The sequence below is a fragment of the Diaminobutyricibacter sp. McL0608 genome, assembly GCF_039613825.1.
Taxonomy (GTDB): Bacteria; Actinomycetota; Actinomycetes; order Actinomycetales; family Microbacteriaceae; genus Diaminobutyricibacter.
This window is the reverse complement of the sequence record NZ_CP154826.1, coordinates 2,679,452-2,696,668: the sequence shown is the minus strand read 5'-3', so window position 1 is coordinate 2,696,668 and position 17,217 is coordinate 2,679,452. Positions and strand designations below refer to the sequence as shown.

The 17,217-nt window shown below is 65.2% G+C and carries 18 protein-coding genes; 10 read left to right on the top strand and 8 right to left on the bottom strand.

Annotated features, from left to right (window positions below; translation table 11 throughout):
• Window positions 1–91: 91 nt before the first annotated feature.
• The 8 genes from AAYO93_RS12785 to AAYO93_RS12750 all read right to left on the bottom strand — a co-directional run bounded on the left by AAYO93_RS12785 (window position 92) and on the right by AAYO93_RS12750 (window position 7,911).
• Window positions 92–1,162, bottom strand: coding sequence for a glycoside hydrolase family 130 protein (locus AAYO93_RS12785; RefSeq protein WP_345761563.1), 1,071 nt, complete (start codon window positions 1,160–1,162; stop codon window positions 92–94).
• Window positions 1,159–2,259 carry a hypothetical protein gene (locus tag AAYO93_RS12780; RefSeq protein ID WP_345761562.1) on the bottom strand — a complete coding sequence of 367 codons (1,101 nt, stop codon included), beginning with the start codon at window positions 2,257–2,259 and terminating at the stop codon, window positions 1,159–1,161. Before AAYO93_RS12780 ends, AAYO93_RS12785 begins: the two co-directional genes overlap by 4 nt.
• Window positions 2,260–2,274: 15 nt before the next feature.
• On the bottom strand, window positions 2,275–3,198 hold the full coding sequence (locus tag AAYO93_RS12775) for a carbohydrate ABC transporter permease (protein ID WP_345761561.1): 924 nt from the start codon (window positions 3,196–3,198) through the stop codon (window positions 2,275–2,277).
• Window positions 3,195–4,175, bottom strand: coding sequence for a carbohydrate ABC transporter permease (locus AAYO93_RS12770; RefSeq protein ID WP_345761560.1), 981 nt, complete (start codon window positions 4,173–4,175; stop codon window positions 3,195–3,197). Before AAYO93_RS12770 ends, AAYO93_RS12775 begins: the two co-directional genes overlap by 4 nt.
• Before the next feature lie 5 nt (window positions 4,176–4,180).
• The gene (locus AAYO93_RS12765) at window positions 4,181–5,470 is read right to left on the bottom strand and encodes an ABC transporter substrate-binding protein (protein WP_345761559.1); all 1,290 of its coding nucleotides are present in this window, start codon (window positions 5,468–5,470) and stop codon (window positions 4,181–4,183) included.
• 53 nt (window positions 5,471–5,523) lie between these two features.
• Entirely contained in the window at window positions 5,524–6,543 is a 1,020-nt protein-coding gene (locus tag AAYO93_RS12760) for a LacI family DNA-binding transcriptional regulator (protein ID WP_345761558.1), read from the bottom strand.
• 118 nt (window positions 6,544–6,661) lie between these two features.
• Entirely contained in the window at window positions 6,662–7,282 is a 621-nt protein-coding gene (locus AAYO93_RS12755; RefSeq protein WP_345761557.1) for an HAD family hydrolase, read from the bottom strand.
• Window positions 7,282–7,911 (bottom strand): HAD family hydrolase, encoded by a 630-nt coding sequence (locus AAYO93_RS12750; RefSeq protein ID WP_345761556.1) that lies wholly within the window; start codon window positions 7,909–7,911, stop codon window positions 7,282–7,284. The genes AAYO93_RS12755 and AAYO93_RS12750 overlap by 1 nt, the downstream gene beginning before the upstream one ends.
• A 63-nt stretch (window positions 7,912–7,974) precedes the next feature.
• Between AAYO93_RS12750 and AAYO93_RS12745 the strand changes: the two genes are divergently transcribed.
• From AAYO93_RS12745 to atpD, 10 genes are all read left to right on the top strand, one after another.
• Window positions 7,975–8,688 carry an L-threonylcarbamoyladenylate synthase gene (locus tag AAYO93_RS12745; RefSeq protein WP_345761555.1) on the top strand — a complete coding sequence of 238 codons (714 nt, stop codon included), beginning with the start codon at window positions 7,975–7,977 and terminating at the stop codon, window positions 8,686–8,688.
• Window positions 8,685–9,944, top strand: a complete 1,260-nt coding sequence (locus AAYO93_RS12740) for an MraY family glycosyltransferase (RefSeq protein ID WP_345761554.1) — start codon at window positions 8,685–8,687, stop codon at window positions 9,942–9,944. The genes AAYO93_RS12745 and AAYO93_RS12740 overlap by 4 nt, the downstream gene beginning before the upstream one ends.
• Complete coding sequence (locus tag AAYO93_RS12735) at window positions 9,945–10,427, top strand: hypothetical protein (protein ID WP_345761553.1); 483 nt, start codon at window positions 9,945–9,947, stop codon at window positions 10,425–10,427.
• 156 nt (window positions 10,428–10,583) lie between these two features.
• Window positions 10,584–11,381, top strand: coding sequence for a F0F1 ATP synthase subunit A (gene atpB, locus AAYO93_RS12730; RefSeq protein WP_345761552.1), 798 nt, complete (start codon window positions 10,584–10,586; stop codon window positions 11,379–11,381).
• 48 nt (window positions 11,382–11,429) lie between these two features.
• Window positions 11,430–11,651: a F0F1 ATP synthase subunit C gene (gene atpE, locus AAYO93_RS12725; protein ID WP_163290842.1), complete on the top strand. Its 222-nt coding sequence runs from the start codon at window positions 11,430–11,432 to the stop codon at window positions 11,649–11,651.
• A 32-nt stretch (window positions 11,652–11,683) separates the two neighbouring features.
• A complete protein-coding gene (locus AAYO93_RS12720; RefSeq protein WP_345761551.1) occupies window positions 11,684–12,241 on the top strand; it encodes a F0F1 ATP synthase subunit B in 558 nt (185 codons plus the stop codon).
• Window positions 12,241–13,035 carry a F0F1 ATP synthase subunit delta gene (locus AAYO93_RS12715; RefSeq protein ID WP_345761550.1) on the top strand — a complete coding sequence of 265 codons (795 nt, stop codon included), beginning with the start codon at window positions 12,241–12,243 and terminating at the stop codon, window positions 13,033–13,035. Before AAYO93_RS12720 ends, AAYO93_RS12715 begins: the two co-directional genes overlap by 1 nt.
• Before the next feature lie 65 nt (window positions 13,036–13,100).
• Complete coding sequence (gene atpA / locus AAYO93_RS12710; protein WP_345761549.1) at window positions 13,101–14,738, top strand: F0F1 ATP synthase subunit alpha; 1,638 nt, start codon at window positions 13,101–13,103, stop codon at window positions 14,736–14,738.
• Between the two features lie 62 nt (window positions 14,739–14,800).
• The gene (locus tag AAYO93_RS12705; RefSeq protein ID WP_345761548.1) at window positions 14,801–15,703 is read left to right on the top strand and encodes a F0F1 ATP synthase subunit gamma; all 903 of its coding nucleotides are present in this window, start codon (window positions 14,801–14,803) and stop codon (window positions 15,701–15,703) included.
• A 44-nt stretch (window positions 15,704–15,747) separates the two neighbouring features.
• Window positions 15,748–17,217 carry a F0F1 ATP synthase subunit beta gene (gene atpD, locus AAYO93_RS12700; RefSeq protein WP_345761547.1) on the top strand — a complete coding sequence of 490 codons (1,470 nt, stop codon included), beginning with the start codon at window positions 15,748–15,750 and terminating at the stop codon, window positions 17,215–17,217.

Here is a 17,217-nt window from a genome sequence, read left to right as displayed (position 1 = left end):
GACGCAGTCCGCGCACGCGAAAGGTGCGAGAAGTGGAGATCGCGGCAGGCGATAGACCACTTCTCGCACCTTTCGTCGTCGTCGGGACGCCTCAGCTCGCGCGACGCTCGAGGCGAGCGACCCCGATCTTCGAGTCGGCCATTCCGTAGAAGACGAAGTCGACGCCGTCGACGGTCTCGATGGCCGTCGGGAAGACGACGTTCGGAACGGTGCCGGAGCGCTCGTCGGCGGTCTCGGCCGACAGCAGAGGGGCCGAGGTGCGGTCGATCACCCGCCACGGCTCGTCGCCGTCGAGGATCATCGCGGCGGCCGCATAGTTGACGTTCTGCTGCTGGGCCATCGAGTTGACGATCACGCCGGTGACACCGTGGTGGAGCAGCAGCCAGCCTTCCGGAACCCGGCGCGGAGCGGGCCCGCCGCCGATCTTGAGCTCTTCGAAGTCGAACTCGGGGCCGGCGAGGAACCTGTTTCCCCGCCAGCGCGCGAGTTCGCGAATGTCCTCGCGCACCGTGGCGAGCGGGACGAACGCGATCCAGATGCTGGGGCGCGGGTCGGGGAGGCTCTTCGGGGGACGGTTGCCTTCTCCGGGGCGCACCTCGCCGAGTTCCCAGACCGGGCGGTGGAGAACGGCGAGGCTCTCGACACCGTCGGGGGCGATCACCGGTTCGGGAAAGAACACCGTGTCCTTGTTGTGGTAGAGGCCGAGGTCGACTCCGAGCTCGTCGTTGTACTCGAACGTGACCGGGCCGAGGCGCCGCCAGGTTCGGAGGTCGTCGGAGACGGCGACCGCGGTGCGCGGGCCGAGCGGACCGAACGCGACGTAGGTCATGACGTGGAGTCCCAGTGCCGGGATGGTCGTGATGCGCGGGTCCTCGACGCCGGAGTTGTTCGCCCCCGCCTCCCATTCGCGTTCCGGTTCGAGCACAACGCCCTCGCGTGTGACGCTCGCGGGGACGCCGTCGACGATGTTCACCTTCGCCAGTCCGACACGGGACACGTTCCCGTCGGCGACCAGGCGCGGCAACAGGTAGAGCTCGCCGTCGGGGCCGCGGCCGCTCGCCGGGTTCAGCACACCCTCCGACTCGAGTGGATTGCCCTCTTCCGGGGTCATCACGACTCCGACCCGCTCGAGGAAGTAGGGGAATTCGTCTGGGGTGCTCATGCGGTTGCGGTTCCTTCTGTCGGTACTGATCGGTCTGTCGGTACTGATCGGTAGAGGTACATTTCACGGGTGTGCTTCGGGGCGTCCCAGCCCTGGGCGAAGACCCAGTCGCCGTCGATCTGCAGCAGGCCGCCCCACGCCAGCGAGCCGCCGTGGTTGAGCGCGAGCTGGGTGAACGGGGCGTCCGTCGAATAGTGGGCCTGTGCCGCGGCGAACTGACCGTCGGCGTCGCTGTAGAAGAAGTCGAGCACGAGGTCGTCCTCCGCGTGCGCCCCGACGACGGCACAGGCGACTTCGTAGAGCGAGCCGCCCAGTTCGCCGAGGTCGAGGTAGGGCTGCCGCTCGAAACGCCACTCCAGCAGGTCGCTGGATCGCCCGATCGTCGGCACGCCACCGCATCCCTCGGACAGGAACATCAGGTACTCGCCACCGATCTTCACGGCCTCGCCCGCTCCGTTTCGGGGGATGACGGCGCCCTTCGCCCACAGCTTCGACACGTCGTACGGCACCACGAGCCCGCGCTTCTCCCAGCTGACCAGGTCGTCCGAGACCGCGACCATGATGTCGCAGCCGATGTCGCCGAACGGGAAGTCAGGCGACGGCATCGTGTCCGGATGGGGCGAACCGGCGATGGAGCGGATGGCGTTGTAGAACATCACGTAGCGGCCGTCGACCGTGTAGATCTTCGGGTCCTCGCAGCCCAGAGCCTCGTTCTCGAGGGTCGGGTAGATCACCGGGTTGGCCGGATCATCCGTCCAGCCGATCCCCGGTCGGTGAACGGCGTGGCCGATTCTGCTGGCCGTCGACTCCTTGCGTGGGGATGCCCGGTAAAAAAGATGGAGTTCATCTCCCCGCGCGATCATCGTCGGGTTGAAGATCGAGTCGCTGGTCCAATCGATCCCTGTCGGGTCGTCCCATTGCCCGGTCAGCTCGAACGTCATCGATTCGTCGCGCGAGAAAGGCCCGATCGCCCAGTCGGGCCGCTCGTCGTAGCCGGCGGAGAACTGGTCGGTGGAGATCACGTCGGTGATGGCGTTGCTGTGCTTCAGAGCAGCCTGGTAGCTGTCTCTGAGCGCGCCGATGTCAACTTGCTGCATGTGTACGGGGGCCTCCTAGCCCTTGACCGACGAGCCGAGGTCCGTCGAGATGAAGTAGCGCTGGCCCGCGATGAACAGGATGACGACGGGTGCCGCGAGCACGACCGCTCCGGCCAGGATGGAGCCGAAGGGGTTCGTGGTGGACGCCGCCACGGTACTGATGTAGTTGGCCAGCGACACCGCGAGCGGCTGCAGGCTCGCCTCTTTGGTGATCAGGAACGGCCAGAGGAATTCGTTCCACGGTCCGATGAAGGTCAGCAGGATGACCGTGACGAGCGCCGGCCTGACCAGAGGAAGCGCGATCCGCCACAGCACCGCGAGCTCTCCAGCACCGTCGATCCGGGCGGCGTCGAAGAGTTCCTGCGGTATCTGCAGGAAGTACTGCCGGAAGATCAGCACCGCGGTCGAGTTGATCGCGAACGGAAGGATCATCCCCAGGTAGTTGTCGGCCAGACCGTAGTTGCGCGCGATGAGCACGTAGAGCGGAATGATCGTCAGCTGGAACGGCACGATCTGAACGAGCAATGCCAGTGCGAAGGTCGTCCCTCGCCCGCGCCACCGGAGGATCGACAGCGCGTAGCCGGCGAGCACCCCGAACACGACCGTGCATAGGAGCACGCCACCGGTGAAGATCCCGGAGCTGACGAGCCCGCTGAGCAGGCTGATGCGCGAATTGATGTTCACGTAGTTGTTGATCGTCAGGTTCGCCGGGTTGGGGAAGGCGCCGGCGACGGTCGTGTCAGGCTGCGCCTGGAAGGAGCCGACGAGCATGTAGTAGAAGGGGAACAGGAACGCGATCGCACCGATGGCCAGCACGATGCCCTGCAGGATCGCCTGGCCCCGGGTCAGGCGCCTCGCCGATCCGATGTCCCGCCGGCGCCGCTTGGGCTTCTTCAGTACGGGGGGAGTGGTGCCCACCGCAGGTCTGATCGAGGTCATTTGTCCCGCCCTCCGGCGAATCGGTTTTCCAGGAATGCGATGATGAGGACCCCGATGACCAGCACGATGCCGATCGCGGCCGCGAAGCCCGGGTGTCCCTGTTCGATGCCCTGCTGGTACATGAGGAGCACGGGCGACGCAGAGGCGCCGTTCGGGCCGCCGCCGCCGGTCAGAAGGTACGGCTCCGTGAAGAGGTTCGCTCCCACGATGGTCGAGAGAAGCAGGACGAGCACGGTTGCCGAGCGGACTCCGGGAACGGTGACGGAGAAGAACGAGCGGATGCGCCCGGCACCGTCTGTCGAAGCCGACTCGTACAGCTCCGTCGGCACGTTCTGGAGTGCGGCGAGATAGAGCAGGATGTAGAACCCGAGCTGCTTCCACGTGACGTAGATCGCGATCGACGGCATCGCCAGGACCGGGTTGATGAACCACGTCGGGTTGGGTGCCAGCGGGCCGAGGATGTGGTTGACGAGTCCGTCCCCGCTGAAGAGGAACAGCCACACCCCGATGATCGCCACGCTCGCCGTGACATACGGCACGTAGTAGCTGACCCGGAGGAAGCTGCGGAAGCGCTTGATGCTGTTCAGGCCGCTGGCCAGCACGAGGGAGAGCACCACGGTCAGCGGAACGTTGATGATCAGGAAGATGCCGACGTTGGCGAACGACTGGAGCATCGCCGGGTCGGTGAACACCTGGATGTAGTTGTCGAAGCCCACGAAGGGACGATCGACGACGGCACCCGGTGCGGAGAAGAAGTAGTCGAAGAACGACATGTATACCGCGAACACGAGTGGGTACGCGAAGATCGCGATGATGAAGATCAGGTAGGGGGCGCTGAACAGCCATCCCATCGGGTTGCGCCCGAAGACGCGAACACGAAGGGGTTTATTCGCACGGCGGGAGTCGCGCCCCGGCCGCCCGGCGGCGGGGGGCTCAGTGAGCCCTCCGGCCGCCGGGGTCGTGCTGGTGTCGGCCATGGGAATTACTTCTGCGACTGCAGCTGGTCGATCTTGTCGGATGCCGTCTTGAAGGCATCCTCGACAGTGCCGCTGCCGCTGATCACGGACTTCGTGTATGCGTCACGCAGTGCCTGCATCTGCGCGATGGTGTTCGGACCCGACGGGTCGTCGACTGTGCGCGCCGCCTGTGCGCCGAACTCCTTGTAAGCGGGGTTCGCTGCGAAGTACGAAGCGTACGTGGTCGCCAGCTGATCGCGGATCGGCATCTGGCCGGTCACGTTCAGCAGTTTGCCGTCCTGGTCCTTGCTCGTCGCGAACTTCAGCACATCCCACGCAGTGCCCTGGTTCTTGCACGAGCTGTACATCCCGATGTTCTTGGCGTCAGGGAAGGTGTAGGTCTTGTCAGCCGAGACACCGTCCTTGGTGGGCACCGGAACGGAACCCCACTTGATCTTGTCGCCGTAGTAGGCGATCGCCCACGGGCCGACGATGGCCATTGCCGACTTGCCGTCGGCGAACGGGTCGCCCTGGTACTGTTCCTTGCCGGCCAGGCCGTCACTGTAGATCGTCTTCCAGAAATTCGCGACCTCGGTGGCTTCGGGGCTCGTGAGAGTCGACTTGCCGTTCTCGATCATGCCCTTGCCGCCGGTCTGGGCAGCGTAGAGCGGGAGGAAGTCGAAGTTCGGCTGGAAGAACTCGCTCGTCGGAGCCGGGTAGATCGCGTACTTGGCTGCGCCGCTCGACGTGACCTTCTTCGCCGCGGCGAGGAACTTGTCATACGTGGACAGGTCGGGGTTGTCGCCGAGTCCGGCCTTCGCGAAGATCTCCTTGTTGTAGAAGATCATGACGGGGTTCGACTTCCACGGCATCTGGAAGTAGTCGCCGTCCGGTGACTTGTACTGGGCCGCGGCGCTTCCGCTGCGCGACTCGATGTACGAGTTGCCGTCACTGAACTTCGAGAGGTCGACGAGTCCGCCCTGCTTCTCGAACTGCCCGGTCGCTGCCGGGAGGTTGTTGAAGACGAGGCAGGGGGTGGTGCCTGCGGTGATGGCCGCACCGATGACTTCTTCGGTGCTTTTACCGGCAGGTACTTCCTGCGCTTTGATCTGCTCCTTGGGGTGCGAGGAGTTCCAGGAGGCGACCATCGCCTTGCCCCACTGCACTTCCTGGGCGTTGTTGGAGTACCAGATCGTGATGGGACCCTTGGCCTTCATCGCATCCGTCGTGGACCCGCCTGAGCCGCTGCAGGCGGTGAGGCCGAATGCGAGAGTGGTCGCGGCGGCTATCCCTAAGAGGAGTTTGCGTCGTTGCATTGTGTGCTTTCCTTTGTCTCTTTTGGTGCGGTGCCCGGAGAGTCGGATGCGGCTCACGGGCGGGCGGGTGGCGCCGTCGAAGCGCGCACCACGAGTTCTGCGGGCGGGAGGGCCACGTCGTCTGCTTCTCCCTCTTCGATGAGGCGCAGCAGGGAGCCGGCCGCGGCGAGTCCCCATTCGGTCGGGTCGTTCTTGAGCGTCGTCAGCGCCGGGAACACGTAGCTTCCGATCTGGGACCCGTCGAGTCCGGTGATCGACAGGTCGTCGGGGAGGCGAAGGCCACGGCGATGGGCGACGGACATGCCGGCGATGGCCATCGGGTCGTTGCCGAAGATGATCGCTGTCGGCGGTTCCGCCGAGTCGAGGAGGGTGTCAGTGGCCGCGGCTCCCTGCTCGGGCGAGAAGTCGGTCGGGATGACGCGGTACTTCAGGCCGGCGGCCTCCATCGAGCGGACGAACTGATCGCGGCGAAGTCGTCCGTGAAGCATCTGCTCGTCACCGGAGACGTGCGCGATGCGCGTGTGGCCGAGGGCGATGAGGTGTTCAGTGAGCGCCGCGATGCCGCGGTCGTAATCGCGGCTGATCACCGGGAAGGTGGTGTCGATGTTGGGCTCGCCGAGCGTCACCGCGTGCACACCGAGCCGCTCGATGAGCCGGATGCGGTGATCGTTGTCGAGCAGGTCGGTGATGAGGAACCCGTCGACCCGCTTGTCGCGAGCCAGGCGGGTGTACGCCTTGAGCTCGCTCTCGACGTCGGGAACGACGCTCAGTACGAGCACCTGTCCGCGTTCGGCGAGCACGATCTCCACACCGGCGATGAACGCCGAGAAGAAGGGGTCGGCCTCGATGATGCTCGGATCGCGTCGCACGATGAGCCCGAGTGCGTATGCCCGCCTGCTGGTGAGGCCGCGCGCGCTCGGGTTGGGATGCCATCCCAGTTCTTCGGCGGCTTCGAGGATACGTGCACGTGTCCCGGGAGCCACACCGGCACGGTCGTTGAGTGCGAGCGAGACAAGGCCCTTGCTGACACCGGCAGCACGAGCGACATCGTTGATGGTCGGTTGCTGTGCCACCCTGTCATCTCCCTTGAAAACACCTAAACCGGTTTAACGGCCTCGTAAACCAGACGCTAAACCGGTTTAGAGTCGAAGTCAACCCCCCAGCGCAGAATTCCGCGGAGACAGGATCCTGTCAGGCGCGGCGGGGTTGCGACGCTGCGAAGGCCTCGATCGCATCGGCCAGGGAGGCCGGAGTGCTGAACAGGTGCGCGGTGATCCCGATCGACTCGGCACCCGCGATGTTCTGCGCCATGTCGTCGGCGAAGAAGGTTTCCGAAGGCGCGGCGCCGTATCGTTCGAGCACCCGCCGGAACACGATCGGGTCCGGTTTGCGGGCGCCGTACTCAGAGGATGTGAACAGGTGATCCTCGCCGAACAGCGGGACCAGCTCGGGTGCCAGGGCATGCAGGTGCTTGGCCGTCAGGGCTCCGTTGTTCGTCAGCAGGGTGATGGTGCCGAGCTCGGATGCGCGCTTCACCGCGGCCAGCGAGTCATGCCACGGTGTCATGGCTGCCGCCCGCACGCGAACCCAGTCCTCTTCGCTGACATCGACCTCGAGCGCCGAACGGAGTGCGCTCAGATAGTCGTCCGCCGTCGAGTAGACGCCCGCCTCCGCGGCCCACTCTCCCTCGTCGTTCCACCAGCGCTCGCGGAGCTGGCTGAGGTCGAGGCCGGTCAGCTCGGTCATCGCGGCCATCCGGTGACGCCAGTCGTACTCGTAGAGCACGTTGTCCATGTCGAAGATGAAGAGCATCAGCGCTCCCGCCCGGCGAACGCCCGCATCGCGGCGACCAGGCCGTCGGTGTCGAAGCCGTCGTGCCGGCGCCGGAGCTGGAAGGCGTGCATCCCCAGGTCGCGTGCTCCCTCGACGTTCGCGGCTGAATCGTCGAACAGGATGGCGTCCTCCGGCCGCACGCCGAAGCGGCCGAGAGCGCGGGTGTAGATGCGCCGTTCGGGCTTGCGCGCACCGAGAACGGCCGAGACGAGGTCGTTGCCCTGGAGCGCATCCACGATCTCCGGCGTGAGAACCGGCAGCGAGTCGCGGAACGGGATCGGGTTGTTCGACAGGAGCGAGACGGTGCCCAGAGTTGCGGCCTCGTGAAGGGCGTCGATCGCGCCGGGGATCGGGGTCATCGCCGCCTTGCGGGCGCGCTGCCACTGCTCGAGGGTGAGGGATGCCCCGGTCACCTCGGCGAACGCGGCCAGGTACTCCTCGCTGGTCGCATATTCGCCGATCTCGGCTGCCCGTTCGAAGCCACCCGCCCACCAACGTGAGGCGAGTCGGTACTGGCTGACACCGCCGAGCTCCGCAAGCATGGGGAGCCGCTTGTGGAAGTCGTAGTCGTACAGCGTCTTGTCGCAGTCGAAGAAGTAGACATCCATCGGGTCAAGTATCGCCCAGTACTCAGGGTGTCCGGTCCGCCCTCAACTATCATTGGTGCCGACATGGCTCCCATCTACGACTGCTCGGTCGAATCCGAACTCCTCACCGGCATGAGGCTCGCACGCGCGGCGATCGGCCGCGGCGAGCTCGTCGTCATCCCCACCGACACCGTCTACGGCGTTGCGGCTGACGCGTTCGATCCCGCCGCAGTGCAGAGGCTGCTGGATGCGAAGGGTCGCGGCCGTCAATCGCCCCCGCCGGTGCTGATCCCCGGAATCCCTACGCTCGATGCTCTTGCGCAGTCCGTTCCGCAGGCCGTGCGCGACCTGGTCGCCGAATTCTGGCCGGGCGGGCTCACCGTCGTCGTGCCCGCGCAGCCGTCCCTCGCCTGGGACCTCGGCGAGACCCGGGGCACAGTGGCTCTCCGCATGCCCAGCGACACGATCGCTCTCGAACTGCTGTCCGAGACCGGTCCTCTGGCCGTCTCCTCCGCGAACCTGACCGGGCGTCCTTCCGCTCGCACCGCGCCCGAGGCGGAAGCGATGCTGGGGGACTCCGTCGCCGTCTATCTCGACGGGGGCGAAGCCGGGGCCGGCTACGAAAACCATGGCGCTGCCGACTCCTCCTCCACGATCGTCGATGCCACGGCGCTCGCATCGGGTGCAGGTCCGCTGCGCATCCTCCGTCACGGAGTGATCACGGAAGAACAGCTGCGCGCGGTCGTCGGCGACCAGCTCGCCGCGAGCGAGACCGCTGCAGGCGAGACGACCACGTGACCCTCTACCTCGTTCTCGCGCTGATCTCGGCGGTCATCACTTTCGTGATGTCGCTGGTCGTCTATCGGCTCAGCCTCAAGTACCGGCTCTACCCGAAGATCCGCGCGCGCGACGTGCACACCAGGCCCACGCCGCGGCTCGGTGGGATCGCGATGTTCCTCGGCATCGTCGTCGCCTTCGGTGCCGCCTACCTGCTGTCGAGTCAGTTCCAGGTGCTCCACCTGATCTTCGCCGACCCTGGTCCCATCCTCGCGATCCTGGCAGCGTCGCTGCTCATCGTGGCGATCGGCGTCGCCGACGACGTCTGGGATCTCGACTGGATGACCAAGCTGGCCGGCCAATTCGTCGCCGCAGGTCTCGTGGCGTGGCTGGGCGTCCAGATCTATTCGCTGCCGATCGGCGGAATCACGGTGGGTTCGCCGCTGATGAGTATCGTGATCACGCTGTTCGCGATCGTGCTGGTGATGAACGCGATCAACTTCATCGACGGGCTCGACGGCCTGGTCGCCGGTGTCGCACTGATCGCCAACGGCACCTTCCTCATCTACACCTATCTTCTGCAGCGCGAGATCAACCCGACCAACTACTTCAGCCTGGGCGGCGTCATCGCCGCCATCCTCGTCGGGGCGTGCGCGGGGTTCCTCCCGCTCAACTGGCACCCGGCGAAGATGTTCATGGGCGACGCGGGCGCGCTGCTCGTCGGCCTGCTGATGGCGACGTCGGCCATCTCGGTGACGGGCAACATCAACCCCGAGACGCTCCCGACACTCGGCCGCTCCGCGCTGGTACCGGCGTTCATCCCGATCATCCTGCCGTTCGCGGTGCTGATCGTGCCTCTCCTCGACTTCGGGCTGGCCGTGGTGCGGCGTCTCCGTGCAGGCAAGTCGCCCTTCAGCGCCGACCGCAAGCACCTGCACCACCGCCTGCTCGACATGGGGCACTCCCACCTTCACGCCGTCCTGATCTTCTATGCGTGGACCGCAGTGCTCTCCATCGGGTGCCTGCTGTTCTTCTTCCAGCCGTACTGGATGGCGATCGTCTTCATCGCGATCGGCCTGGTGATCTGCGCCGCGTTCACGTTCGCCCCGCTCAGCAGGCGCAAGATCGCCGAAGCGGCCGCAGAACTCACACCGGTCGGGTCCGCCGAGGCGAACCAGACCGCACAATACGACCCGCTCGACCGGGCATCCGACGATCTGCCGATGGACGAGGACGAGCCCGTCACGACCCCGGCCGCCACCACCAAGGAGCTGTGAGTGACCGACAACCAGAACCCGAAGCCCGCCAGGGTTGCGCCGTCGTCGGAGCCGGTGCTCCGCAGCGTGCTGAAATGGGGCGGGATCCTCGCGCTCGGCATCGCCGTCGTCGGTGCGATCGTCGGCTACCTCACCTTCGGCTGGATCGGCGTGGCAAGCGCACTGATCGGCACCGCGATGGCCGTCGTCTTCCTCGGCATCACGGCCGCCAGCATCCTGCTCGCGAACCGGTTCTACGGCTCGGACATCTATGTCGGGGCGTTCTTCGGCATCGTCCTGGGCGGGTGGCTCCTCAAGTTCGTGCTCTTCCTCATCCTGGCGTTCTCGCTCAAGGGGCAGCCGTGGATCAACCCGACGATCATGTTCCTGAGCCTCATCGCGGGGGTCATCGGATCCCTCGTCGTCGACGTGCTCGTCGTCTTCCGCTCGAGGATCCCGTACGCCAGCGACGTCACGCTGCCGGGGGAGAACCCTAAAGCATGATCCGATTCGTTACCTCAGCGAAACTCTTGTAGAGTTATCGGAGATTCCCCCCACCCGCTCCGCGATTCTCGTGGAAATCCCGGGTGCCACATGTTCGTCGTCGCGAGAGCTTAGCTCGACGCCCCGAAACAGGAGATAGCGCTGTTAGCTAACGCTGTGAACCTGCTGGTCCAGACCACGACTACCGACGATGGTAGCTTCCATGGTCCGTCGATCGATGAGTTCTTTCCCCCGGCCGTATTTTCCATCGGCAGCTTCGAAGTCAACCGCATCATGCTGGTACGCTTCGTCGCCGTCCTCGCCATCATCCTGGTCTTCTGGCTCGGCACGCGCCGCATGAAGCTCATCCCGGGTCGCGGGCAGAGCATCGTCGAGATGGGTCTCGACTTCGTGCGCGTCAACATCGCCGAAGATCTCCTGGGCAAGAAAGACGGCACCCGCTTCCTGCCGGTCCTGACGTCCATCTTCTTCATGGTGCTGTTCATGAACCTGACGGGGACGATCCCGTTCCTGAACATCGCAGGTACCTCTGTCATCGGTGTGCCGCTCGTGCTGGCCATCGTCGCCTACACCTGCTTCATCTACGCCGGTATCAAGAAGAGCCCCGGCAACTTCTTCCGCAATGCGCTCTTCCCGCCCGGCGTGCCGTGGTTCCTCTACATCCTCGTGACGCCGATCGAGTTCATCTCGACGTTCATCCTGCGTCCGATCACCCTCACGCTCCGACTCCTCATGAACATGGTCGTCGGCCACCTCCTGCTCGTGCTCTTCTTCAGTGCAACGGCATTCTTCTTCTTCACCGCAGGCAGCTGGTGGTCGCTCTTCGGCATCGGCACGTTCGCATTCGGCTTCGCATTCACCCTGTTCGAAATCCTGGTGGCAGTCCTCCAGGCTTACGTCTTCGCACTGCTCACGGCTGTTTACATTCAGCTCGCAGTCGCCGAGGAACACTAATCGAGCTGCGCGCCCGCACAGCTCACATCACGGAAGGAAACACATAACGTGGACATCGCTGCTATCTCCGGCAACATTGCCACCGTCGGATACGGCCTCGCGGCCATCGGCCCCGCGATCGGCGTCGGCATCGTCGTCGGCAAGACGATCGAGGGCGTCGCGCGTCAGCCCGAACTCGCCGGCCGCCTCCAGGTCCTGATGTACATCGGTATCGCATTCACCGAGGCGCTCGCGTTCATCGGTATCGCCGTCGGCTTCATCTTCGTCTAATCCTCTTTATCTTTCTTCAGTAAGGAGGAACGATGCTCAACGGTGTGGTTAGAGCCGCAACGGGCGAGACGGTCAACCCGCTCATCCCGGCGTGGTACGACATCGTCGGATCGCTGATCTGCTTTGCCATCATCCTGTTCTTCTTCTGGAAGCTCGTGCTTCCGCGTATGAAGAAGCTGCTCGATGAGCGTGCAGAAGCAATCGAAGGCAACATCGCGAAGGCCGACGAGGCCCAGCACAAGGCGGAGGCACTCCTCGAGGAGTACACCGAGCAGCTGGCCGACGCGCGTGCCGAGGCAGCGAAGATCCGCGAGCAGGCTCGTACCGACGGTCAGAAGATCCTGGCCGAGCTGAAGGAGCAGGCATCGGCAGAGGCCGCGCGCATCACCACGACGGCGCAGGCGCAGATCGAGGCGGAACGCCAGGCGGCGGTCGTCTCGTTGCGCGGCGAAGTCGGATCGCTCGCGATAGACCTGGCGTCCGGCGTGGTCGGAGAAGTGCTCAGCGACGACAAGAAGGCACAAGCGATCGTCGACCGGTTCCTTGCGGACCTCGAAGCCAGCGAAGCGAAAGCAGGATCGGGCAAGTAATGGGAAGCGCCACCAGAGAAGCACTGGCCAACGCCGTGTCGGCACTCGCCGAACTCGGCGCCAAGGCCGATCTGGCGACGGCTGAAGACCTGTTCGCCGCAGGACGAGTCGTCGCCGACTCCGCCCAGCTGCGCGCAGTCGTCAGCGACCCCTCGGCCGACCCGCAGGGCAAGGCGGCTCTTGTCGCGCGCGTGTTCGCACAGCTTTCGCCGAGCGCTGTCTCGCTGCTCGCAACGGTCGCCGCACAGCGGTGGTCGCGCCAGAAAGACCTCCTCTCCGCGATCGAGGAGCTGGGCATCCGCAGCATCGCGCTGTCGGCGCCGGCCGGTACAGATGTCGAAGGCGAGCTGTTCACGTTCGGAGGCGCCGTGACCTCCAATGCAGAACTGGAACTCGCGCTTCGCAGCAAGCTCGCCGATCCGGCGCAGAAGGCCGCGCTCGTCGACCGGCTCCTCGCAGGAAAGGCCTCGCCGCAGACCGAGGCGATCGTGCGGCAGCTCGTGCTTCAGCCGCGCGGCCGCACCATCCGCGAGGCGCTCCGCGAGTCCGCGCGGATCGTGGCAGACCAGTCGGGACACTCGATCGCGACGGTGACCAGCGCACGTGCCCTGCCGGCAGCGCAGCTCGAGCAGTTGCAGACGGTGCTCTCCGCGAAGTACGGAACGCGCCTCAAGATCAACGAAATCGTCGACGCCACCGTGATCGGTGGAGTGCGGGTGCAGGTCGGCGACGATGTGATCGACGGAAGCATTGCACGCCGCATCAACGATCTACGACTTCAGCTGGTGGGCTGACCCGACGGGTCGACCACCTCAACAGGCATCTGGGACGACGTGTCCCGCAAAGATAGGGAACAAAGATGGCAGAACTAACGATCAGCCCCGACGAGATCAGGGACGCGCTCAAGGACTTCGTCTCGGCTTACGAGCCGAACAAGACGGATGCGACCGAGATCGGTCACGTCATCGACGCATCGGACGGCATCGCGCATGTCGAGGGACTCCCCGGCGTGATGGCCAACGAGCTCATCCGCTTCGCGAACGGTGTCTCGGGCCTCGCCCAGAACCTCGATGAGAACGAGATCGGCGTCGTCATCCTGGGTGAGTTCGACGGCATCGTCGAAGGCATGGAGGTGACCCGCACGGGCGAGGTCCTCTCGGTGCCCGTGGGCGACGCCTACCTCGGCCGCGTCGTCGACCCGCTCGGCGTCCCGATCGACGGCCTCGGCCAGATCGCCGCGGAGGGTCGCCGTGAGCTCGAACTCCAGGCACCCGGCGTCATGCAGCGCAAGAGCGTGCACGAGCCGCTCCAGACCGGCATCAAGGCCATCGACGCGATGATCCCTGTCGGCCGTGGACAGCGCCAGCTGATCATCGGCGACCGCCAGACCGGCAAGACGGCGATCGCGATCGACACGATCATCAACCAGAAGGCCAACTGGGAGTCCGGCGACGAGAACAAGCAGGTGCGCTGCATCTACGTCGCGATCGGCCAGAAGGGCTCGACCATCGCCTCGGTGAAGGGCGCGCTCGAAGACGCCGGTGCGATGGAGTACACCACCATCGTCGCGGCCCCCGCCTCCGACCCGGCAGGCTTCAAGTACCTCGCGCCGTACACCGGCTCGGCCATCGGCCAGCACTGGATGTACGCAGGCAAGCACGTCCTCATCATCTTCGACGACCTGTCGAAGCAGGCCGAGGCCTACCGCGCCGTGTCGCTCCTCCTGCGTCGCCCGCCGGGACGTGAGGCGTACCCCGGTGATGTCTTCTACCTGCACTCCCGTCTGCTCGAGCGTTGCGCCAAGCTCTCCGACGAGCTCGGCGCCGGCTCGATGACCGGTCTCCCGATCATCGAGACGAAGGCCAACGACGTCTCGGCCTACATCCCGACCAACGTGATCTCCATCACCGACGGCCAGATCTTCCTCCAGTCCGACCTGTTCAACGCGAACCAGCGCCCGGCGGTCGACGTCGGCATCTCGGTGTCCCGCGTCGGCGGCGACGCCCAGGTCAAGTCGATCAAGAAGGTCTCCGGAACGCTCAAGCTCGAACTGGCCCAGTACCGTTCGCTCGAGGCGTTCGCGATGTTCGCGTCCGACCTCGACGCGGCGAGCCGCCGTCAGCTGGCCCGTGGCGCGCGCCTCACGGAGCTGCTCAAGCAGCCGCAGTACTCGCCGTTCCCCGTCGAGGAGCAGGTCGTCTCGATCTGGGCCGGAACGAACGGCAAGCTCGACGAGGTGCCGGTCGAAGACATCCTGCGCTTCGAGTCGGAGCTGCTCGACCACCTGCGCCGCAACTCCGATGTGCTCGACGTGCTGCGCGAGACCAACCAGCTCTCCGACGAGACCGTCGGCAAGCTGGAGGCCGAGGTCGACAAGTTCAAGCTCGAGTTCCAGACCGGAGAGGGCAAGCCCCTCGCCTCGGTCGGCAGCGAGAAGTTCGAGGCGAGCGCCGAAGAGGACGTCAACCAGGAGCGCATCGTCAAGGCGAAGCGCTGAGGCGCGCCAGAAGCAGTGACGAGCAGCACGAGACGCATCGACGAGTTAGGTAAGTAGGAGACATGGGAGCGCAACTTCGGGTCTACCGGCAGAAGATCAAGTCTGCCCAGACGACCAAGAAGATCACTCGGGCCATGGAGCTGATCTCCGCCTCACGCATCCAGAAGGCGCAGGCGAGGGTGGCAGCATCCACCCCATACGCACGCGCCATCACGCGGGCGGTGTCCGCCGTCGCGACGTACTCCAACGTTGAGCACGTCCTGACGACGGAGCCGGAGAAGATCGAGCGCGCTGCGATCGTCATCTTCTCCTCCGACCGCGGACTCGCGGGTGCGTTCAACTCGAACGTGCTCAAAGAGTCGGAGCAGCTCGCCGAACTCCTGCGCAGCCAGGGCAAGGACGTCGTCTACTTCCTCGTCGGGCGCAAGGCGGCGGGATACTTCAGCTTCCGCCGTCGTGCCTTCGAGCGCGTGTGGACAGGCGGAACCGACGCACCCGAGTTCGAGACGGCGAAGGAGATCGGTGACGCCGTCCTCGAGTCCTTCCTCCGTGACGCATCCGATGGCGGGGTCGACGAGATCCACATCATCTACAACCGCTTCGTCAGCATGCTGACGCAGGTACCCGAGATCGTCCGTCTGCTCCCGCTCGAGGTCGTCGAAGGCATCGAGGAGCCCGGTGACAACGAGGTGCTCCCGCTCTACGAGTTCGAGCCCGACGTGGAGACCGTGCTCGACTCGCTGCTGCCCGTCTACATCGAGAGCCGCATCTTCAACGCCATGCTCCAGTCGGCCGCATCGAAGCATGCCGCGACGCAGAAGGCGATGAAGTCGGCGAGCGACAACGCGGACAAGCTCATCCGCGACTACACCCGACTGGCCAACAACGCGCGCCAGTCCGAGATCACCCAGCAGATTTCCGAGATCGTCGGCGGTGCCGATGCGCTGGCCACCGCCGACAACTGATCCGGTCACGAACCACGTTTGACGTAGAACGAGAAGAGAAGACAATGACATCGATCGCAACCGACGAGACGCAGACCGCGCCGGTGCAGGCCGAGGGCGCCACCGGGCGCATCGCCCGCGTCACCGGCCCCGTCGTCGACATCGAGTTCCCGCACGACTCGATCCCGGGCATCTACAACGCCCTCAAGACGACGATCACCATCGGCGAGGAATCACACGAGATCACACTCGAGGTCGCTCAGCACCTCGGCGACGACCTGGTTCGCGCGATCGCGCTCAAGCCGACCGACGGCCTCGTCCGGGGCCAGGAGGTCCGTGACACCGGTGGCCCCATCACGGTTCCCGTCGGCGATGTCACCAAGGGCAAGGTCTTCAACGTGACCGGTGACATTCTGAACGGCGAGCCGGGCGAGAAGATCGAGATCACCGAGCGCTGGGGCATCCACCGCCAGCCCCCGAAGTTCGACCAGCTCGAGTCGAAGACGCAGCTCTTCGAGACCGGCATCAAGGTCATCGACCTCCTCACCCCGTACGTGCAGGGTGGAAAGATCGGCCTCTTCGGAGGTGCAGGAGTCGGCAAGACGGTCCTCATCCAGGAGATGATCCAGCGCGTCGCGCAGGACCACGGTGGTGTGTCGGTGTTCGCCGGTGTCGGCGAGCGCACCCGTGAAGGAAACGACCTCATCCACGAGATGGAAGAAGCGGGCGTGTTCGACAAGACCGCCCTCGTCTTCGGCCAGATGGACGAGCCGCCGGGAACGCGTCTGCGCGTGGCGCTGTCCGCACTGACGATGGCGGAGTACTTCCGCGACGTGCAGAAGCAGGACGTGCTGCTCTTCATCGACAACATCTTCCGCTTCACGCAGGCCGGCTCCGAAGTCTCGACGCTGCTCGGCCGCATGCCGTCCGCGGTCGGCTACCAGCCGAACCTCGCCGACGAGATGGGCGTCCTCCAGGAGCGCATCACCTCGACCCGCGGTCACTCGATCACGTCGCTGCAGGCGATCTACGTCCCCGCCGACGACTACACCGACCCGGCGCCGGCGACGACCTTCGCCCACCTCGACGCGACCACCGAACTCTCGCGTGAGATCGCGTCGAAGGGCCTCTACCCGGCCGTCGACCCGCTGACCTCGACCAGCCGCATCCTCGACCCCCGTTACCTGGGTGAGGACCACTATCGGGTGGCGACCACGGTCAAGCAGATCCTCCAGAAGAACAAAGAACTGCAGGAGATCATCGCCATCCTCGGTGTCGACGAGCTCTCCGAGGAAGACAAGATCACGGTGTCGCGTGCGCGCCGCATCCAGCAGTTCCTCTCGCAGAACACGTACATGGCCAAGAAGTTCACGGGCGTCGAAGGATCGACCGTTCCGCTGAAGGACACCATCGAGTCGTTCGACGCGATCGCTCGCGGTGAATTCGACCACGTTGCCGAGCAGGCGTTCTTCAACGTCGGCCCGATCACCGATGTCGAAGAGAAGTGGGCGCAGATCCAGAAGGAGAACGGCTGA